Genomic DNA, 19,818 nt, shown 5'->3' on the forward strand with positions numbered 1-19,818 from the left:
TCCGGCACGGGACGGTCCAACCGCGTACGACACAGGGTCCCGGTCTCATATGAGGCCAGCGGCGGCCCGGGGTCAAGAGTCCGGAACCCGCCGGTGTTCGGCGGCGCCGGTGTGGGCGGGCGGCAGCGGTCAGGACGCCGGCGGCTGTTCCGCGGTCGGGCCCCCCACGGACATCCGCGCGGACAGCGCGCGATTGAACCGGGTCAGGAGCGTGCAGAACTGCTCGCGCTCCTCCGGTGCCCAGTCCTGCGTGAGCTCGGCCATCAGCTGGCGCCGGGAGGAGCGCACCTCCTCCAGGCGGGCGGCGCCGCGCGGGGACAGCTGGAGGACGACGGCGCGCCCGTCCTCGGGGTGCGAGGTGCGCTTGACGAGCCCGGTGTCGACCAGCGGAGCCACCTGCCGGGTGACGGTGGAGGAGTCGATGCCCATGCTCGCGGCGAGCGCCTTGACGCCCATCGGGCCTTCCTTGTCGAGGCGGTTGAGCAGCAGATAGGCCGCGCGGTCCATGGAGTTGCGCACCTGCCCGACCCCGCCGAGCCGTGTCTGTTCGGCACGGCGGGCGAACACCGCCACCTCGTGCTGGAGGGTGTCGAGGAGACCGGGGTCACCGACGGTCGACATGTCCATCGACATTTCAGGTGTTGTGGGCATGGCCGGAGGCTCGCTTCATGAAGGGCTGCTGGTTGGGGGACAGGGTACGCGGCCCGGCGCCAGGCCGTACCGGCGCTGCGCAAACCGGTCTCGGAGCTTGGTCACACCCGTCGTGTACGACCGTGAACTGCGATGCTGGAGTCATGAGCTACGGCACGGCCGACATCCTGCACTCCGTCACGCTCGACGATGTGCGCGGCGCCCAGAAGATGCTCTCGGGCGTGGCTCGGGTGACCGCGATGGAGGGCAGCCGGCACCTTTCCCAGCTGGTCGGCTCGCCGGTGCACCTGAAGTGCGAGAACCTGCAGCGCACCGGCTCGTTCAAGCTGCGCGGCGCCTATGTGCGCATCGCCGGGCTGCTGCCGGAGGAGCGGGCGGCGGGGGTGGTGGCGGCGAGCGCGGGGAACCACGCGCAGGGCGTGGCGCTGGCCTCCTCCCTGCTCGGTGTGCACTCCACGGTGTTCATGCCGAAGGGCGCCCCGCTGCCGAAGATCAGCGCGACCCGGGACTACGGCGCGGAGGTGCGCCTGCACGGACAGGTGGTCGACGAGACCCTGGCCGCAGCCGAGGAGTACGCCGCGGAGACGGGCGCGGTGTTCATCCACCCCTTCGACCACCCGGACGTCATCGCCGGCCAGGGCACGGTCGGCCTGGAGATCCTGGAGCAGTGCCCGGAGGTGCGCACGGTCGTCGTCGGGGTCGGCGGCGGCGGGCTCGCCGCCGGGATCGCGGTGGCGGTGAAGGGGATCAGGCCGGACGTCAGGATCGTCGGCGTACAGGCGGAGGGCGCGGCGGCCTATCCGCTCTCGCTGGCCGCCGGTCACCCGGTGTCGGTGGAGAACCCGGCGACGATGGCCGACGGGATCAAGGTGGGGCGGCCGGGCGCGGTGCCGTTCGGGATCATCGAGGACCTGGTAGACGAGGTGCGCACGGTGAGCGAGGACCGGTTGTCCGCCGCGCTGCTGCTGTGCCTGGAGCGGGCCAAGCTGGTCGTGGAGCCGGCCGGGGCGAGCCCGGTCGCGGCGCTGCTGGCCGCGCCGGACGCCTTCGAGGGACCGGTCGTCGCGGTCCTCTCCGGCGGGAACGTGGACCCGGTGCTGATGCAGCGCGTACTGCGGCACGGCATGGCCGCGCAGGGCCGGTATCTGGCCGTCCGGCTCCGGCTGACCGACCGGCCGGGCGCCCTCGCCACGCTCCTCGGGGTGCTGTCGGCGGTCGACGCCAATGTCCTCGACGTGAGCCACGTACGGACCGGCCCCCGGCTCGGGCTCACGGAGGCGGAGGTGGAGCTGCACCTGGAGACGAAGGGCCCGGTGCACTGCGCCGAGGTCGGCCAGGCCCTCCGGGAGGCGGGTTACACCGTCATCGGCTGAGGCCGTTGCCCGTCCTCCATCTCTCCGGCGTCCCTCTGTCGTCCTCTGTCGTCCCTCTGTCGTCCCTCTGACCTCTCCCTGTCGTCTCTCTGGCATCTCTCCGACGACCCATCGGATGAGGTTCATTGAGGAACGCGATACATCGCGTTATGGTGTGGCCGCATGTACAGGACCACATGTGGAAAACCCCAGGCGTATTCGTGCGCGCAAACCTAGCCTTTCCCGAAGAATCCCCGATGACGTGGAGACAGACATGCCAGGCGCCATCCATGCCGAAGGCCTGGTGAAGACCTTCGGCGACGTAAGGGCCCTCGACGGCGTAGACCTCGACGTGCCCGAGGGCACGGTGCTCGGCCTGCTCGGGCCGAACGGCGCCGGCAAGACGACGGCCGTCCGCTGCCTGACGACCCTGCTGCGCCCCGACAGCGGCAGGGCGGTCGTCGCGGGCGTGGACGTGCTGAAGGACCCCGACGCCGTGCGCCGGTCCATAGGCCTGTCCGGCCAGTTCGCGGCGGTCGACGAGTATCTGACCGGCCGGGAGAACCTGCAGATGGTCGGGCAGCTGTACCAGATGAGGTCCAAGGCGGCGAAGCAGCGCGCAACCGAGCTGCTGGAGCAGTTCAACCTCGCGGACGCCGCCGACCGCCCCGCCAAGACCTACTCCGGAGGCATGCGCCGCCGGCTCGACCTCGCCGCGGCCCTGGTGGTCTCGCCGCCGGTGATGTTCATGGACGAGCCGACGACCGGTCTCGACCCGCGCAACCGCCAGCAGCTGTGGGAGGTCATCAAGCAGCTCGTCCTGGGCGGTACGACCCTGCTGCTCACCACGCAGTACCTGGAGGAGGCCGACCACCTCGCGCACGACATAGCGGTGGTCGACCACGGCCGGGTCATCGCCAAGGGCACCTCCGACCAGCTCAAGGCCCGCACGGGCGGCGAGCGCGTCGAGGTCGTGGTGCACGAGCGTGAGCACATCGCGGGCGCCGCCGGGGTGTTGCGCGGTTTCGGCAAGGGCGACGTCACGGTCGAGGAGCACACCCGCCAGCTCACGGTTCCGGTCACCGGAGGCGCCAAGCTGCTCGCCGAGATCATCCGCGAGCTGGACTCCCGCGGGATCGAGATAGACGACATCGGGCTGCGCCGCCCCACCCTCGACGACGTCTTCCTGTCGCTGACGGGACACGTGGCCGAGGCCGCCGACCAGGACGAGTCGAACGGCAAGGAGGCCGTGAAATGAGCGCCGTCAGTGAATCGGTGCGGGTGGCACCGCCGGGCAACCCCGTCGTGCGGTCGTTCCGCGACTCGATGGTGGTGGCGAAACGCAACCTGATCCGCATGTCCAGGATCCCCGAGATGATCATCTACGGGCTGATCCAGCCGATCATGTTCGTGGTTCTGTTCACCTACGTCTTCGGCGGTTCCATGCAGATCGGCGGCAGTACCAGCGCCGTCGACTACAAGAACTTCCTCATGGCGGGCATCTTCGCGCAGACCGTCACGTTCGCCACCGCGAGCTCCGGCGCCGGTATCGCCGACGACATGCACAAGGGGCTCATCGACCGCTTCCGCTCCCTGCCGATGGCACGCGGCGCGGTGCTGACCGGGCGCACCCTCGCCGACCTGGTGCAGACGGCCGTGACCCTGGTCGTGCTCGCCGTGGTCGCCCTGCTGGTGGGCTGGCGTGTCGGGTCCGACGGCGACACCAATGCCGGCAAGGTGCTCGCCGCCTTCGGTCTGCTGCTCCTGCTCGGTTACGCGTTCACCTGGATCGGTGCCCTGATCGGCATGTCCGTGCGCACTCCCGAGGCGGCCACGTCCAGCGGGCTGATCTGGCTGTTCCCGGTGACGTTCATCTCCAATGCCTTCGTGGACCCCGGCCACATGACGCCGTGGCTGCGGCACATAGCGGAGTGGAACCCGTTCAGCGCCACCGCGCAGGCCTGCCGCGTGCTCTTCGCCAACCCCGGCCGGTCCACCTCGCACGCCTGGCCCATGGTGCACCCGGTCTGGGCCTCGCTGATCTACTCGGTTCTGATCATCGCCGCCTTCCGCACCCTGGCCGTCCGCAAGTACCGCTCGGCCACCGCCTGACGGCTGCGGACACGGCACAGCAGCCGGGGCACGGCACCGCCCCCGGGTACGGCGAAGCCCCTGGTGCCCGGCATTGCGGGCACCAGGGGCTCGAGGTCACTGCGGGTGGGGGATCAGCCCGAGTACGGCTCCGCCTTCAGGATCCGCACCGAGGCCTTCTTGCCGTTCGGCAGCTCGTACTCCGCGTCCTCGCCGACCTTGTGGCCGATGACGCCGGCGCCGAGCGGAGACTGCGGCGAGTACGTCTCGATGTCGGCGCTCGCGTACTCGCGGGAGGCGAGCAGGAACGTCAGCGTGTCGTCCTCGTCACCGTCGAAGGCGATCGTGACGACCATGCCCGGCGCGACGGCACCGTCGGCGGAGACCGGGGCCTCGCCCACCTTGGCGTTCTCGAGGAGCTGGGTCAGCTGCCGCACACGCAGCTCCTGCTTGCCCTGCTCCTCCTTGGCCGCGTGGTACCCGCCGTTCTCACGCAGGTCGCCCTCCTCGCGCGCGGCCGCGATCTTGGCGGCGATCTCCGTGCGCGCAGGACCAGTAAGGTACTCAAGCTCGTCCTTGAGCTTGTTGTACGCCTCCTGGGTCAGCCAGGTGACGTTCTCGCTGGTCTGGGTCACAGGGTGCTCCTCGTCGGTACTGGGAATACAAAGCATCGCCCTACCCAGAAGAATGTTCCCTCTTGGATGGGCGAAACCACGAGCCTAACAATTCAAGGCCGCAAGGGGGAGGACATAAGCCATCAGAATCACATCAACGCAGGTCAGCGTGTACGTATTCCGGGTGAAGCCGGACAGCGTCCGGCCTGTCAGCCGGTGTGACAGCCGAGCAGCTCGGCCGTCGTGCCCTTCTGCGTCGTACGCAGCGTGACGACCCGGTCGATGCGCGTGGCCGACCCGGTGAAGCGGAAGTCGGCCCGGCCCACCTCGGAGCCGTCCGCCGCCTGGGACCGCAGGGTGCAGTAGCCCGAGGCACCGGAGTCCTTGTGGACCTCCAGATGCACCTTGACCGCGTTGTCCGTGGCGTCGAAGGTGATCACCTGGGCGCTGATCTTGCTCTCCACGACGTAGTGGTAGGCGAAGTAGGCGACCAGTGCGAGCAGGGCCGCGCCGAACACCGCACCGGCGACCCTGAGCTTGCGGTCGGCACGCTCGTCCGAGGACCGGCCGTAGCGGCCCTCGGGCAGCCGCGCGCTCGCCGTGCTCATGATCGTCCTCTCGGCAGAACCGGACCCGGAATTATTCGCCCCCCGATTCCGTCACTATAGAAGCCGCCGAATGCGCCCGAAGGCACGGGGGCGCCGACTTACCGAGGATTGAGTCTTGACTGACCAGCTGCGACTGATGGCCGTTCACGCGCACCCCGACGACGAGTCGAGCAAGGGCGCGGCCACCATGGCGAAGTACGTGTCCGAGGGGGTGGACGTGCTGGTGGTGACCTGCACCGGCGGAGAGCGCGGGTCCATCCTCAATCCCAAGCTCCAGGGTGACCGGTACATCGAGGAGCACATCCACGAGGTACGCAAGAAGGAGATGGACGAGGCCCGCGAGATCCTCGGCGTCAGCCAGGAGTGGCTCGGCTTCGTCGACTCGGGGCTGCCCGAGGGCGATCCGCTGCCGCCGCTGCCCGAGGGCTGCTTCGCCCTGGAGGACGTCGACAAGGCGGCCGGCGAGCTGGTGAGGCAGATCCGCTCCTTCCGTCCGCAGGTGATCACCACCTACGACGAGAACGGCGGCTACCCGCACCCCGACCACATCATGACCCACAAGATCTCCATGGTGGCGTTCGAGGGCGCGGCGGACACCGAGAAGTACCCCGAGGCCGAGTTCGGCCCCGCCTACCAGCCGCTGAAGCTGTACTACAACCAGGGCTTCAACCGCCCCCGCACCGAGGCGCTGCACAACGCGATGCTCGAGCGCGGCCTGGAGTCGCCGTACGGGGAGTGGCTCAAGCGCTGGAGCGAGATGCAGCGCACCGAGCGCACGCTGACCACGCACATTCCGTGCGCGGACTTCTTCGAGATCCGCGACAAGGCGCTGATCGCGCACGCCACGCAGATCGACCCCGACGGCGGCTGGTTCCGGGTGCCGATGGAGCTGCAGAGGGAGGTCTGGCCGACGGAGGAGTACGAGCTGGCGAAGTCCCTCGTCGACACCTCCCTCCCCGAGGACGACCTCTTCGCGGGCATCCGCGACAATGCCTGACATGAGCGCAAGCGCGAACCTGGCAGTGACGCACCTCGTTCCCCTGGCCAAGGACCTCGACCAGAACAAGGTCACCCCCGGTGTCCTCGGCTTCATCGTCTTCGCGGTGATGGCCCTGGCGGTGTGGGGCCTGATGAAGTCGATGAGCAAGCACATGAACAAGGTCGACTTCAAAGAGACCCCGGACCCCGAAGCGGAGCCGGCCGAGAAGACCGGCTCCCCGGCACAGCGGGGCTGAGGCGGCGGCTCAGCGCGCGGCCGGTACCGCCACCCCCATCACCTCCCGGGCGTGGCGGTCCGGAGTCATGCGCAGGCGCCACGCCTGCCAGCCGTCGTCCAGGCTGATTCCGCGCTCCAGCAGCAGGGCGTAGGCAGGGACGCAGTCGGCGAGCTTCTCGTCCCGCAGGGGGTGGCCGGCGCGGGCCAGCTGTGCCAGCTCCTCCTGCGCGACCGCCGTACCCACCTCCACCCCGCCGGGGGCCGCGTACGGCAGCAGCGTGCAGCGCAGGAAGCGGGCCCAGTCCTCGCCGCGCCGGTCGCCGTAGGAGCCGAACGACTCCAGCGCCTCGTCGCACAGGGCCAGCGCCGCCTGCGTGCGGGCGTTGCCCGCGTCGACCACCGCCAGCTCCAGGCACGTCCAGGCCTCGCCGTGCGCGACGCCGATGCGCTGGAAGTCGGCGCGGGCGTCCACGAGAAGCTGCCGGGCGAAGCCGGAGTTGCGCAGCGAACCGGTCTGGGCGGCCCGCTGGTCGCGGGTGACCCGGGCCGAGTGGTGCCGGGCGCAGGCCAGGCCGTAGACGTCCCGCATCCGGGAGAACATCGTGCGGGACCGCTCCAGGTCGCGTACCGCGAGGTCCAGGTCGCCGGCCTCCTCCAGCGCCTGGCCCAGGTAGTACAGCGTCCACGCCTGGCCGCGCGCGTCCTCGTTCTCCCGGTGCCGGGCGGCTGCCTGCCGCAGGCTCTCCACGGCCGGTGCGGCGTCGCCGGCCACCAGACGGGCCCGGGCCAGCTGGGTCAGCGCCCACGCCTCTCCGCGTGCGTCGCGCGTGCGGCCGTAGCGCTCCAGGGCCGCCCGCAGCTCGCTCTCCGCGCGCGGTACGTCCCCCATCCTGAGCGCCAGCTGGCCGAGCTGGAAGTGCGCCCAGGCCTCCCCGTGCACCGAACCGCCCTCGCGGTGCAGGACCAGGGAGCGGGTCAGCAGCTCCAGGGCCTCCGCCGGCCTGGCCCGGTCGCGCTGGACGGCCCCCAGTGCGTGCATCGTCCAGGCCCGGTCCGTCGCCAGCTCCGGCGCGCCCTGCAGATCCAGCGCTTCTTGCAGCTTGGCGGCGGCCTCGCCGAGGTTGCCCTGGTGGTGCAGGGTGATCCCGAGCGAGGCCAGGGCGCGGGCCGCACCCGCGTCGTGGTGCGCCTCCCGGTACAGGTCGACCACCGAGGCCAGCGTGGCGCGTGCCTTGTCCAGCTCGCCCAGCTGCCGGGCAGCGATACCGGTACGCCACTGCACGGAGCGCACCAGCAGCCCCTGGTCCACCGCCTGCGCCAGCTCGCTTATCTCGCCCAGCCGGTACAGGTCGCCGCGCAGCAGGCAGTAGTCGCACAGCGCGCCCAGCAGGTTCTGCACCGCGGACTGGTTCACCCCCTCGGCGTGGCGCAGCGCAGCGGTGATGAAGCTGGACTCGTCGTCCAGCCAGCGCAGCGCCTCCTCCAGAGAGGTGAAGCCGTGCGAGCCGAACCGGTTGGAGCGGGTCGACATGTTCCCGTCGACCAGACGCAGCACCGAGTCGGCCAGCTCGGCGTAGTTCACGATCAGGCGTTCCTGCGCGGCCGAGCGCTCGGCGGGGTCCTCCTCGTCGAGCAGCCGGGCCTGGGCGAAGCCGCGCACCAGGTCGTGCAGCCGGTAGCGGCTGCCGCGCACGTGGTCGACGAGGCCGGCGCGGGCGAGGTCGGCGAGGTGGCGTGTGGCCTGGCCCTCGTCCGTGGCGAGCAGGGCGGCGGCCGCCGCGGCGCCCAGCGAGGCGCGGCCCACGAGTGCGAGCCGGCGCAGCAGCCGGCGTGAGGACTGCGGCTGGTCGGTGTAGCGCAGCCACAGGGCACGCTCGACCGGCTCCACCGGGCCGTACGCGGCGAGGTCCGCGGCCAGTTGCCGGGGCGAGCGCGGGCCGAGCGCGGAACCGGCGATCCGCAGCGCCAGCGGCAGGCCACCGGTGAGGTCCCGGATCCGGTCGGCGGACTCGGCGTCGTACGGCCCCGACGCGTCCTCGGCGGCTGCAGCGAGCAGTTCTTCGGCGCCCGCCGCGTCCAGCGCCTCGACCGGCAGGTGGTGCACCCAGGCCGGCAGGTCCGCGGGCAGGTCGAGGGCCGTACGGGCGGTGACCAGGACCAGGCTGTCGGAGCGCTCGGGCACCAGCGCCCGCACCTGCTCCGGGTCCGAGGCGTCGTCCAGCACGATCGTCACCGGCAGGCCGGTCAGATGCCGGTGGTAGAGCTCGCCGAGCCGCTTGACCTGCTGGTCGGGGGAGGAGCGCTCGCGGAACAGCAGCTGTTCGCGGGGCGCGCCGAGCCGGTTGAGCAGGTGCAACAGGGCGTCCCGGGTCGACAGCGGTGCCTCCTCCCGCCTGCCGCCGCGCAGATCCACCACCACCGCGCCGCGGAAGTGGTCGCGCAGCTCGTGCGCCGCGCGCACCGCGAGGGTGGTGCGGCCCGAGCCCGGCTCACCGTGCAGCACCACCACGGTGGCCCGGGTGTCCGTGGCCGCCCGGGCCGCCTGCGCCCACTGCCGGATCCGTGCCAGCTCCGCCCGGCGTCCCGCGAACGGACCCTCCTCGTCCGGTAGTTGGCCGAAAGACTGCTCCAGCACGGTGCGCCGCCGGGCCGCCGCGCTCTTGTCCGCACCGCGCAGCGCCGGACCGCCCTTCTTCTGCGCGGCCGTGGACGCGCTCAGCACCCGCTGCTGGTCGAGGAACGGGCGGATGCCGCGCACCTCCAGCGCGGTGAGCCACTGAAGCCGCAGCTGCTCGGCCCCGCCCGGCTGGCCGGCGGCGCCCGCGCGGTGATGTGCGGCGGGCAGATGCGCGCCCGCCACCTTCGCCACCGAGGCGGCGGCACCGGCCACGCCCGCGGCGACGCCCGCGCCGGCAGCCGTACCCGCACCGGTGCCGAGCGAGAGGTCGGCCACGGCGGCCGCCACCGCGCCGACGGCCGCCACCAGCAGGGCGGTTCCGGCGCCCGCGCGGGCGTACCGCTGCCCGAAGGTCAGCCGGCCCGCCTCGGTCTCGTCCAGTGCGCGGGCGTAGGCCTCGTACTCCTCGCCGGCCGCCCCCGCCATGGCGTCGAGCGCACCGCGCGCCCGCGTCAGCAGCAGCTGCCCGTCGATCCGTCCGCCCGAGCGCCGTACCTCCTCCTCCACGGCCCGCACCAGCAGCCGCTCGGCCTCCGCCCGATGGCCGTCCTGCATGTCCCGTCCCCCTCCGGCGGCAACTCCCTTGGCTACGAGTGTGCTTCGGGGAGGCCCGGATGGCGAGGGGGTGGTGATCAGCGGGTGCGGTGAGGGCTCGGTGCCTTTGCCTGCCGGGTGGCCGGAAGGGACCCGTCGAGGGCCCATGGCGCCTCCCGCCGGCCACGCCCCCTGCCCAGCGCGAGGTAGACGCACGCCCCCGCCAGAGCCCCCTCCGCCACCGCGCACAGCAGCGCCCGGGCCAGAGGGGCGCCGGAGCCTGCCGTCGTGACGTCGAACCAGGCGTCCAGCACGGCCACCGCGGCCGTCGCCGAGGCGGTCAGGGCGGCCTTGGGGTCGCCGCGCAGACCGAGCACGGCCGTGGTCGCGCAGCCCGCCGTCATGAGGACGTCGAGACCGATCCAGGCCAGCGGCCAGTGGTCCACCTCCGCGCTGCCCGGCAGGGTCAGGGCCAGCACCACCATCCACGGCACCAGCAGGACCGCCGCGGCTCCCAGCCCGACGAGCGCCCACTTCTTGCTCGGCCTCACCGTCAGCTCCCCTTCCCGAGGCGGTCTTCAGCTGCCTCTTCGTGTCTCCCACCGCCCCGACCGTAAACCGCAGAGAAAATTCTGCAAAGAAAATTCGGCGAATCTCAGGGGCTTCTCAGGGTGCTCGGAGCTCCCGGCGTTACCGTTGCGCCATGACCGACGGCCCGCCCGAGATGACCAGCCTGGAGCGCACCGCCCTCTACAAGTCCCTGGGCAATCCGCTGCGCCGCCGGATCCTCGAACACCTCGGCCGGCACGGCGAGGCGAACTCCACCGTGCTCGCCCGCGAACTCGGCGAGAGCTCCGGCACCACCAGCTACCACCTGCGCAAACTCGCCGAGCAGCGGCTCATCGAGGAGATCCCGGAGAAGTCCGGCGGCCGCGAGCGCTGGTGGCGGGCGCTGCCCTTCCGGCACACCACGCCCGACCCCGCCACGATGCCCCCCGAGGAGTACGAGGCGGCCGTCCGGCTCGCCCATCTGAAGATCGAGTTCGACACCGCCCTGTACCGCCGCGCCCACCAGGAGTACCGCGGGCCCGGGGGCTGGTCCCAGGTCCAGCGCCACGGCACCTGGCTGACCAGGGAGGAACTCCTGGACTTCATGCGCGAGTACCAGGCGCTGCTGGACCGCTACGGCCACCCGCGCGAGGAGGCCCCCGAGGGGGCGCGCCCGGTGCTCATGCGTTTCTACGCGGTGCCCGAGCCCGTGGGAGAGTGGAACGGTGAACCGACTGGCCCATGAGACGTCCCCGTATCTGCTCCAGCACGCCGACAACCCCGTCGACTGGTGGCCCTGGTCGGCCGAGGCCTTCGAGGAGGCCCGCAGGGCGAACAGACCCGTGCTGCTGAGTGTCGGGTACAGCTCGTGCCACTGGTGTCACGTCATGGCGCGCGAGTCCTTCGAGGACCGCACCACCGCCGAGTATCTCAACGAGCACTTCGTCAACATCAAGGTCGACCGCGAGGAACGCCCGGACGTCGACGCCGTCTACATGGAGGCCGTCCAGGCCGCGACCGGGCACGGCGGCTGGCCGATGACCGTCTTCCTCACCCCGGACGCCGAGCCCTTCTACTTCGGGACCTACTTCCCGCCCGCGCCCCAGCACGGCATGCCCTCCTTCCGGCAGGTGCTGGAGGGCGTCCGGCAGGCCTGGGACACCCGGCACGAGGAGGTCACCGAGGTCGCCGGGAAGATCGTCCGCGATCTCGCCCAGCGGGAGCTCGGCCAACGGGGCGCGCAGCCGCCCGGTGAGCAGGAACTCGCCCAGGCGCTCCTCGGGCTCATCCGCGAGTACGACCCGCAGCGCGGCGGATTCGGCGGGGCACCGAAGTTCCCGCCGTCCATGGTGCTGGAGTTCCTGCTGCGGCATCACGCGCGGACCGGCGCCGAGGGCGCGCTGCAGATGGCCCAGGACACCTGCGAGCGCATGGCCCGCGGCGGCCTCTACGACCAGCTCGGCGGCGGCTTCGCCCGCTACTCCGTCGACCGCGACTGGGTCGTGCCCCATTTCGAGAAGATGCTCTACGACAACGCGCTGCTCTGCCGGGTGTACGCGCATCTGTGGCGGGCCACCGGATCCGGCCTCGCCCGGCGCGTGGCGCTGGAGACCGCCGACTTCCTGGTGCGCGAACTGCGGACGGACGAGGGCGGGTTCGCCTCGGCGCTCGACGCCGACAGCGACGACGGCACCGGCAGGCATGTCGAGGGCGCGTACTACGTGTGGACGCCCGAGCGGCTGCGCGCCGTCCTGGGCGACGCGGACGGCGCACTCGCCGCGCAGTACTTCGGCGTGACCGACGAGGGTACCTTCGAACACGGGCAGTCCGTTCTCCAGCTGCCGCAGGACGAGGGCGTGTTCGACGCCGACAAGGTCGCCTCCGTCAGGGAGCGGCTGCTGCGGGCGCGTGAGGAGCGCCCCGCACCGGGCCGGGACGACAAGGTGGTCGCCGCCTGGAACGGCCTCGCCATCGCGGCGCTCGCCGAGACCGGCGCCTACTTTGGCCGGCCCGACCTGATCGAGGCCGCCCTCGCCGCCGCCGACCTGCTGGTCCGGGTGCACCTGGACCAGCACGCCCGGCTCGCCCGGACCAGCAGGGACGGCAGGGTCGGCCCCAACGCCGGGGTGCTGGAGGACTACGCCGACGTCGCCGAGGGCTTCCTCGCGCTCGCGTCCGTGACCGGCGAGGGCGTCTGGCTGGACTTCGCCGGGCTCCTCCTCGACCATGTGCTCGCCCGTTTCACCGACCCGGGGACCGGCGCGCTGTACGACACCGCCGCCGACGCCGAGCGGCTCATCCGCCGGCCGCAGGACCCGACCGACAACGCCACTCCGTCGGGGTGGACCGCGGCGGCGGGCGCGTTGCTGACCTATGCCGCGCACACGGCTTCGGCGTCGCATCGGGCCGCCGCCGAGGGGGCGCTGGGGATCGTGAAGACCCTCGGGCCGCGCGTGCCCCGGTTCGTCGGCTGGGGACTCGCCGCCGCCGAGGCCCTGCTCGACGGGCCCCGGGAGGTCGCCGTCGTAGGACCCGGTCTCGCGGACGAGCGGACGGCCGCCCTGCACCGTACGGCGCTTCTGGGTACCGCCCCGGGCGCCGTCGTCGCCGTCGGTACTGCGGAGAGTGACGAGTTCCCGCTTCTCGCCGACCGCCCGCTCGTGGCCGGTGGAGCGGCGGCGTACGTCTGCCGCAACTTCACGTGCGACGCGCCGACGACCGATCCGGAGCGGCTGCGGGACCTGCTCAACAGCGGGTGAACGGTCGCTGAGCTGTGCGGTGCGCGGGGGAAGGGACAGGCGAACTGTCCGAAAGGGAGCAGGTGTTCGGATAGATCCCGCTACCCGCAGCGCCGTTCCGAAACACGCTATTTATCGGAAGAGTTCCCGCGTTTCACACTTCCCCCCTAGTCTCTCCACGTCGGGTCAACGGATGATCACTCACCGTGGCCCGTACAGGGGTAATCGGGGATCTGGGGGGATCTTTTGCTCACGTCTGTCTTCTTGGCCGCTGTCTCACTGGCTCTGTTCTGGATGGCGGCCTTCACCCTGTGGTGGCAGATGCACGCCTGGCGCACGCCCGAGGTGCTGGCCTCCACCCGGTTCGGCAGGCCGGACGGCGACGAACACCTGTCGTTCTCACTGCTGTTGCCGGCCCGGCACGAACAGGCCGTGCTGGACCACACGATCCAGCGGCTGCTGGAATCCACGCACACCGACTTCGAGATCATCGTGATCGTCGGGCACGACGACCCCGAGACCACGGCCGTGGCCGAGGGGGCGGCCGTCCGTGACCGGCGCGTCCGGGTCGTCGTCGACACCCACGAGAAGAAGAACAAGCCGAAGGCCATGAACACGGCGCTGCCGCACTGCCGCGGCGACGTCGTGGGGGTCTTCGACGCGGAGGACCAGGTCCATCCGGAGCTGCTGGCGCACGTCGACCACGCGTTCCGGACCACCGGTGCGGACGTCGTCCAGGGCGGTGTCCAGCTCATCAACTTCCACTCCAGCTGGTACAGCCTGCGCAACTGCCTGGAGTACTTCTTCTGGTTCCGCTCCCGGCTGCACCTGCACGCGCAGAAGGGATTCATCCCGCTCGGCGGCAACACCGTGTTCGTGCGGACCGGCGTCCTCAGGGAAGCGGACGGCTGGGACCCGAACTGCCTCGCCGAGGACTGCGACCTGGGCGTGCGCCTGTCCAGCATCGGCAAGAAGGTCGTCGTCGCCTACGACTCCGACATGGTCACCCGTGAGGAGACACCCGGAAGCCTCATGTCGCTGCTCAAGCAGCGCACCCGCTGGAACCAGGGCTTCCTGCAGGTGTACCGGAAGAGGGACTGGCGGCAACTGCCCGCCTTCGGGCAGCGGTTGCTGGCCCGGTACACGCTGATGACACCGTTCCTGCAGGCCTTCTCCGGTGTGATCATCCCGCTGAACGCGGCCGTCGCGCTCTTCCTCGACGTGCCCGTCGGCGTCGCCTTCCTCACCTTCCTGCCGCTGGTCACCGCTGCCGTCACCTTCGTCTTCGAGGTGGTCGGCCTGCACGACTTCGGCCGGCAGTACGGCCTGAAGGTCCGCTTCGTCCACTACGTGAAGCTGATCGTGGGCGGCCCCTTCTACCAGGTCCTCCTCGCCGGTGCCGCGATCCGCGCCGTATGGCGCGAGCAACGCGGCCGCAACGACTGGGAGTTGACGACGCACGTCGGCGCACACCTCACCGCGGCCGAGCCCATCCGAGAGGACGTTCCTGCGTGACCTCCACACTTCCCGCGGTGACCGCAGCGAAGGTCCCCGCAGGGCGCCGACGTGTGCCCGAAACGCCCTCGACCGGCCGCCCACAGCCGCCGGTACGACTCCGCTCCTCCCGCTCCGACCTGCTGCTCTGCGGTGCCCTGCTGGGGGTGATCCTCGTCGTCCAGGGCTGGAACATCGCCGACTACCCGACCCTCAGCGACGACGAGGGCACCTACCTCGCCCAGGCCTGGGCCGTCCAGCAGGGCCGGGGCCTCGCCCACTACACCTACTGGTACGACCACCCGCCGCTCGGCTGGATCCAGATAGCCCTGCTCAGCCGGCTCCCGTCGGCGATCAGTCCCGGCTCGATGACCGTCGGCACCATGCGGATCCTCATGCTCGGGATCAGCGGTGTCAGCGCGGTCCTCGTCCACGTCCTCGGCCGCCGGCTCCGGCTGCCGCGCTGGGCCGCCGGACTCGGCATGGCCCTGTTCGGGCTCTCCCCGCTCGCGGTCGTCCTGAGCCGGGAGATCTTCCTCGACAACATCGCGGTGATGTGGCTGCTGCTGGCGTTCTGCCTGGCGGCCTCGCCCAGCCGCCATCTGTGGCACCACTTCGGCGCGGGCCTGGCCGCCGCGGCGGGTGTGCTCACCAAGGAGACGATGCTCGTCGTCCTGCCCGCCCTGTTCGTCACCATGTGGGGGCACAGCCACCGCGACACCCGCAAGTTCGCCCTCACCGGCGCCGTCACCGCCTGCGCCCTGATCGGCTTCGCCTACCCGCTGTTCGCCCTGCTCAAGGGCGAGCTGCTCCCGGGCCCCGGGCACGTGTCCCTGTGGGACGGCATCACCTACCAGATGTCCCGGCCGGGTTCGGGCTTCCTCCTCGACCGGGGCTCCGGCTCCTACGCCGTCCTGCACTCCTGGCTGTACTACGACCGTGTGCTGCCCCTCGGCGGCCTCGCCGGAGCCCTTCTGCTGCTGCTGACCCGGCGCTGGTCGGTCACCGCCCGCGCCCTCGCCGGCCCCGCGCTGACGGTCGCCGTCCTGGCGGCCGTGGCACTGCGTCCGAACGGCTATCTGCCCGCGATGTACGTCATCGGTGCGCTGCCCTTCCTCGCCCTGGTCCTGGCCGGCGGCGCCGCGTCCGTCGCGCACGCGGTCCTGCGCAGATGGCGGCCCGAGGGCGAGAAGCGGTACATCACCGGGGGCCGGTACGCGCTCGCCGCCGTCCTCGCCGTCGCAGCCGGGGCGTACGTCGTGCCGCACTGGTACGACGGCGACCGCACCGCCGTCACCGCCGACGTCAACAAGCCCTACCGGCAGGCCTCCCACTGGCTCGGCACCGAGGTGGCCAACCCGCAGGACACCCGCGTCCTTGTCGACGACGCCCTCTGGCTGGACCTCGTGCACGCCGGATACCGGCCCGGGCCCGGCGCCATCTGGTTCTACAAGGCCGACCTCGACCCGGCGGTCACCAGGACGATGCCGCACGGCTGGCGGGACATCGACTACGTCGTCGCCTCGCCGACCGTGCGCCGCGACGCCAAGGACCTGCCCACCGTCAGGGCCGCGATCGAGCACTCCACGCCGGTCGCCACCTTCGGCACCGGGCCCGACCGCATCGAGATCCGGCACGTCCAGGCCGTCGGAGGCGCGCGATGACCGGCCACGAGTACACCGCGCCGGTCCCCGGCCTGGACGCCGTCGAGGTCCCCGAACCCGGGGCCGTCACCATCGTCGTACCGACCTTCAACGAGTCGGCGAACATCCGGCAGTTGCTGCACCAGGTCACCGAGTCGGTGCCCGCACGGCTGCCCTGCGAGGTCGTGTTCGTGGACGACTCCACCGACGACACCCCGGAGGTGATCCGCGAGGCCGCCCAGGACTGCCCGTTCCCGGTGGCCGTACTGCACCGCGAGGAACCCGCCGGCGGACTCGGCGGCGCGGTCGTCGAGGGACTGAAGGCGGCGACCTCGGAGTGGATCGTGGTCATGGACGGCGACTGCCAGCATCCACCGTCCCTCGTGCCGGACCTGGTGGCCACCGGCGAGCGGGCGAACGCCGCCCTGGTCGTCGCCTCCCGGTACATCGAGGGCGGCAGCAGGGCGGGGCTCGCCGGCGGCTACCGGGTGGCCGTCTCGCGCGGCGCGACCTGGCTCGCCAAGGCCCTCTTCCCCCGCAGGCTGCGCGGCATCAGCGACCCGATGAGCGGCTTCTTCGCCATCCGGCGCAGCGCGGTCACCGCCGACGTCCTCAAGCCCCTCGGCTACAAGATCCTGCTCGAGCTGGCCGTCCGCAGCCGCCCCCGGCAGGTCGCCGAGGTGCCGTTCGTCTTCCAGGACCGGTTCGCCGGCGAGTCCAAGTCCACCGCCCGGGAGGGCTTGCGCTTCCTGCGCCATCTCGCCGGGCTGCGCACCGCGTCCCCGGCCGCCCGGATGGTCGGCTTCGGGCTGATCGGCGCGAGCGGGTTCGTGCCGAACCTCGTCGGGCTGTGGGCACTGACCGCCCTCGAGATGCACTACCTGCCCGCCGAGGTCCTCGCCAACCAGCTCGGGGTCGCCTGGAACTTCCTGCTCATCGAGCAGCTGCTGTTCCGCGACCGGCGCGCACACCGCCGCTGGTGGGACCGGCTCGGCCGGTTCGCGCTGCTGGCCAACGCCGACCTGGTGCTGCGCATCCCGCTGATCGCCCTCCTCGTCGGCCGGTTCGGCATGGGTGCCCTGCCCGCCACCGCGCTCGCGCTGGTCATGACGTTCGTCCTGCGTTTCGTCGGCACCGAGGCGCTGGTCTACCTCCCCCGCCGCCGGGGGAGCCGAGCAAGGAGAGCCGTGTGAGAGCCACGTACCGCAGACGGACCGCGCTCGTCGGGGTGGGCGCCCTGACCGCCGGTCTGCTCCTGACCGCGCCGCAGCCGGCGGAGGCCGCCAACCTGATCAAGAACCCCGGCTTCGAGACCTCCGGCAGCGACGACATGCCGTACTGCTGGGAGAAGTCGGGCTGGGGCGACAACGACTTCGGCTTCGAGACGACCTCGGACGCCCACTCCGGGTCCAGGGCCATGAAGGTCACGGTCACCCGCCGGGTCTCCGGCGACCGCAAGGCGATGATCACCGAGTCGACGGACTGCGCACCGGGGGTGAGCGCCGGCAAGCAGTACGACCTGGGACTCTGGTACAGGACCACCACTCCGGACGCCAACATCACCCTCTTCCGGCACGACATCACCGCCGGCTGGCAGTACTGGACCGACCTCAAGACCCTGGACATGGCCTCGGCCTGGACGCAGGCCACCGTCCGCACCCCCGAGGTGCCGGCCGGCACCGACCGCATCACCTGGGGTGTCTCCGTCTACGGCACCGGCTCGGCGACCACCGACGACTACACCATGGACCAGGTCCCGGACCCGCTGCCGCCGGCCCGGTGCACCGGCACCGACGACCAGTGCGCCAACGGCAGCTGGTCGGTGCTGCCGACGCAGAACCCGGTCCGCTCCATGCACTCCGTCGTCCTCGACAACGGCAAGGTGCTGCTGATCGCCGGCTCCGGCAACAGCGAGGAGAACTTCGGCGCGGGCACGTTCACCTCGGCGGTGTACGACCCGGCGAACGGCACGTACAAGGTCATCTCGACGCCGAAGGACATGTTCTGCGCGGGACACGTCCAGCTGCAGGACGGCCGGGTGCTGGTGCTGAGCGGCAACAAGGCGTACCCGGTCGCGGGCGGGCACGGCTACGAGGGGTTCAAGGACTCCTACGTCTTCGATCCCCGGACGGAGACCTACAGCAGGACCAACGACCTCAACGACGGCCACTGGTACCCGTCGGCGACCGAGCTGGGCAACGGTGACGTCATCTCCTTCGGCGGGCTGCGCGAGGACTCCACCGGCTCGGTGACCGCGGAGAGGTTCAGTGCCGCGCAGAACCAGTGGCTGCCGCTGTCGCAGGTCAACCAGACCTGGTCGTACTGGGGTCTGTACCCGGCGATGATCCTGATGCAGGACGGCCGCCTCTTCTACACGGGCAGCCACGTCTTCGGCAACAACATCCCCGGCACCGGCGCGGCGATCTACGACTACGACGCCAACACCGTCACCCAGATCCCGGGGCTGCAGAACAAGGACGAGCGCGACCAGTCGGCGAGCGTGCTGCTGCCCCCGGCGCAGGACCAGAAGGTCCTCACGATCGGCGGCGGCAACATCGACTCCAACCCGGACGCCGGCCGCCTCACCGACCTGATCGACCTCAAGCAGCCGAACCCGTCGTACGTAGCCGGGCCGCCGGTCCCGCAGGGCACGGTCGACCTCGGAGGCGGGCCGCGGCCGGAGACCGGCAACCAGGGCAAGATGTACGTCTCCGCGGTCCTGCTGCCCGACGGCAAGGTGCTGGAGACCGGCGGCGCCCTGCACAACCGCGCCGACCCGGTGTACGAGTCCTCGTTCTACGACCCCGGCACCAGCACCTTCGACCCGGTGGCCGCCGACCCCGAGTCCCGCGGCTACCACTCCTCGGCGTTCCTGCTGCCGGACGGCCGGGTGATGGCCACCGGCGACAACCCGGGCAACGGCAGCTGGAACCACAACGTGTCCATCTACACCCCGCCCTATCTCTACAAGGGCACCCGCCCGACGATCACCTCGGTGATCAGCCAGGAGTGGAAGTACGGCGACACCCAGCGGATCACGGTCGACCGCCCCGTCGCCAGGGCGGAGTTGATCCGTCCCGCGGCGGTCACCCACTCCTCCGACCCGAACCAGCGGTTCGTCGACCTCCCGCTGTCGGTGGACGGCAACAACGTCGACCTGAACGTCACGAACAACCCGGACATCGCCCCGCCCGGCTGGTACATGCTCTTCGCGGTCGACGCCAACGGGGTGCCGTCGGTGGCCCGGTGGGTGCACCTGACGGGCCCGGCCGCCCTGAGCGCGGCGTCCCCGCACGTCCACGCCTTCGCCGACTCGCTCACCGGCAAGGTCTCCGGCCCCGGCAAGAAGCGCGCCTCCCAGCAGGTCAGCCCGGCCATCTCCGGCTGCGACCGCCACTACGGCTCCGTCAACGTGTGTGTGCCGACGGTGTTCCCGCCCGAGGTGAGCAGGACAGCCGCTGCCCGGTGTGCCTGGCTCCAGCGGAACGACTACGGACGGCTGAAGGTGAACGGCGGTGACGACCCGCTGGGCCTGGACCCGGACCGGGACGGGCTGGCGTGCGGGAAGGGGGACGTCAGGCGCCGCTGAGGATCAGGGCGCCCAGCGTGAGTGCCGTCGTCGCCGGGGTCGCGGCACTGGTGTGGCCCCGG

At 71.3% G+C, this 19,818-nt stretch carries 16 protein-coding genes; 11 read left to right on the forward strand and 5 right to left on the reverse strand.

What is annotated here, in order from left to right; translation table 11 throughout:
- Positions 1–129 precede the first annotated feature (129 nt).
- Positions 130–651: a MarR family transcriptional regulator gene (locus ABZ919_RS07600; protein ID WP_361243830.1), complete on the reverse strand. Its 522-nt coding sequence runs from the start codon at positions 649–651 to the stop codon at positions 130–132.
- Between the two features lie 143 nt (positions 652–794).
- On the opposite strand from ABZ919_RS07600, the gene ilvA reads away from it, so the two are divergent.
- The 3 genes from ilvA (at position 795) to ABZ919_RS07615 (ending at position 4,115) form a co-directional block, all read left to right on the forward strand.
- Entirely contained in the window at positions 795–2,024 is a 1,230-nt protein-coding gene (gene ilvA / locus ABZ919_RS07605; protein ID WP_361243831.1) for a threonine ammonia-lyase, read from the forward strand.
- A 253-nt stretch (positions 2,025–2,277) separates the two neighbouring features.
- Complete coding sequence (locus ABZ919_RS07610) at positions 2,278–3,261, forward strand: ATP-binding cassette domain-containing protein (RefSeq protein ID WP_361243833.1); 984 nt, start codon at positions 2,278–2,280, stop codon at positions 3,259–3,261.
- Entirely contained in the window at positions 3,258–4,115 is an 858-nt protein-coding gene (locus tag ABZ919_RS07615) for an ABC transporter permease (RefSeq protein ID WP_361243835.1), read from the forward strand. The genes ABZ919_RS07610 and ABZ919_RS07615 overlap by 4 nt, the downstream gene beginning before the upstream one ends.
- Before the next feature lie 113 nt (positions 4,116–4,228).
- On the opposite strand, the gene greA is transcribed toward ABZ919_RS07615, so the two are convergent.
- Positions 4,229–4,729 carry a transcription elongation factor GreA gene (gene greA / locus ABZ919_RS07620; RefSeq protein ID WP_361243837.1) on the reverse strand — a complete coding sequence of 167 codons (501 nt, stop codon included), beginning with the start codon at positions 4,727–4,729 and terminating at the stop codon, positions 4,229–4,231.
- Between the two features lie 188 nt (positions 4,730–4,917).
- Positions 4,918–5,316, reverse strand: coding sequence for a DUF4307 domain-containing protein (locus ABZ919_RS07625; protein WP_361243839.1), 399 nt, complete (start codon positions 5,314–5,316; stop codon positions 4,918–4,920).
- 136 nt (positions 5,317–5,452) lie between these two features.
- On the opposite strand from ABZ919_RS07625, the gene mca reads away from it, so the two are divergent.
- Positions 5,453–6,313, forward strand: coding sequence for a mycothiol conjugate amidase Mca (gene mca, locus ABZ919_RS07630; RefSeq protein WP_361244091.1), 861 nt, complete (start codon positions 5,453–5,455; stop codon positions 6,311–6,313).
- Entirely contained in the window at positions 6,306–6,551 is a 246-nt protein-coding gene (locus tag ABZ919_RS07635) for a hypothetical protein (RefSeq protein ID WP_361243841.1), read from the forward strand. Before mca ends, ABZ919_RS07635 begins: the two co-directional genes overlap by 8 nt.
- Before the next feature lie 9 nt (positions 6,552–6,560).
- Here the strand turns inward: ABZ919_RS07635 and ABZ919_RS07640 are convergent, their stop codons facing one another.
- Positions 6,561–9,764 (reverse strand): tetratricopeptide repeat protein, encoded by a 3,204-nt coding sequence (locus tag ABZ919_RS07640; protein ID WP_361243843.1) that lies wholly within the window; start codon positions 9,762–9,764, stop codon positions 6,561–6,563.
- A gap of 77 nt (positions 9,765–9,841) precedes the next feature.
- On the reverse strand, positions 9,842–10,294 hold the full coding sequence (locus ABZ919_RS07645; RefSeq protein WP_361243844.1) for a hypothetical protein: 453 nt from the start codon (positions 10,292–10,294) through the stop codon (positions 9,842–9,844).
- Positions 10,295–10,446: 152 nt separating this feature from the next.
- Between ABZ919_RS07645 and ABZ919_RS07650 the strand changes: the two genes are divergently transcribed.
- The 6 genes from ABZ919_RS07650 to ABZ919_RS07675 all read left to right on the forward strand — a co-directional run bounded on the left by ABZ919_RS07650 (position 10,447) and on the right by ABZ919_RS07675 (position 19,756).
- Positions 10,447–11,037, forward strand: coding sequence for a helix-turn-helix domain-containing protein (locus tag ABZ919_RS07650; RefSeq protein ID WP_361243846.1), 591 nt, complete (start codon positions 10,447–10,449; stop codon positions 11,035–11,037).
- Positions 11,018–13,051 carry a thioredoxin domain-containing protein gene (locus tag ABZ919_RS07655; protein ID WP_361243848.1) on the forward strand — a complete coding sequence of 678 codons (2,034 nt, stop codon included), beginning with the start codon at positions 11,018–11,020 and terminating at the stop codon, positions 13,049–13,051. Before ABZ919_RS07650 ends, ABZ919_RS07655 begins: the two co-directional genes overlap by 20 nt.
- A 225-nt stretch (positions 13,052–13,276) precedes the next feature.
- Positions 13,277–14,545: a glycosyltransferase gene (locus tag ABZ919_RS07660; RefSeq protein ID WP_361243850.1), complete on the forward strand. Its 1,269-nt coding sequence runs from the start codon at positions 13,277–13,279 to the stop codon at positions 14,543–14,545.
- Positions 14,542–16,188, forward strand: coding sequence for a glycosyltransferase family 39 protein (locus ABZ919_RS07665; protein WP_361243852.1), 1,647 nt, complete (start codon positions 14,542–14,544; stop codon positions 16,186–16,188). The genes ABZ919_RS07660 and ABZ919_RS07665 overlap by 4 nt, the downstream gene beginning before the upstream one ends.
- On the forward strand, positions 16,185–17,360 hold the full coding sequence (locus tag ABZ919_RS07670; RefSeq protein WP_361243854.1) for a glycosyltransferase family 2 protein: 1,176 nt from the start codon (positions 16,185–16,187) through the stop codon (positions 17,358–17,360). Before ABZ919_RS07665 ends, ABZ919_RS07670 begins: the two co-directional genes overlap by 4 nt.
- Positions 17,357–19,756: a galactose oxidase early set domain-containing protein gene (locus ABZ919_RS07675; RefSeq protein ID WP_361243856.1), complete on the forward strand. Its 2,400-nt coding sequence runs from the start codon at positions 17,357–17,359 to the stop codon at positions 19,754–19,756. The genes ABZ919_RS07670 and ABZ919_RS07675 overlap by 4 nt, the downstream gene beginning before the upstream one ends.
- Positions 19,757–19,818: the final 62 nt, after the last annotated feature.

Origin of the sequence: Streptomyces sp. NPDC046759 (genome assembly GCF_040645475.1) — a bacterium.
In the GTDB taxonomy this organism is placed as follows: Bacteria; Actinomycetota; Actinomycetes; order Streptomycetales; family Streptomycetaceae; genus Streptomyces.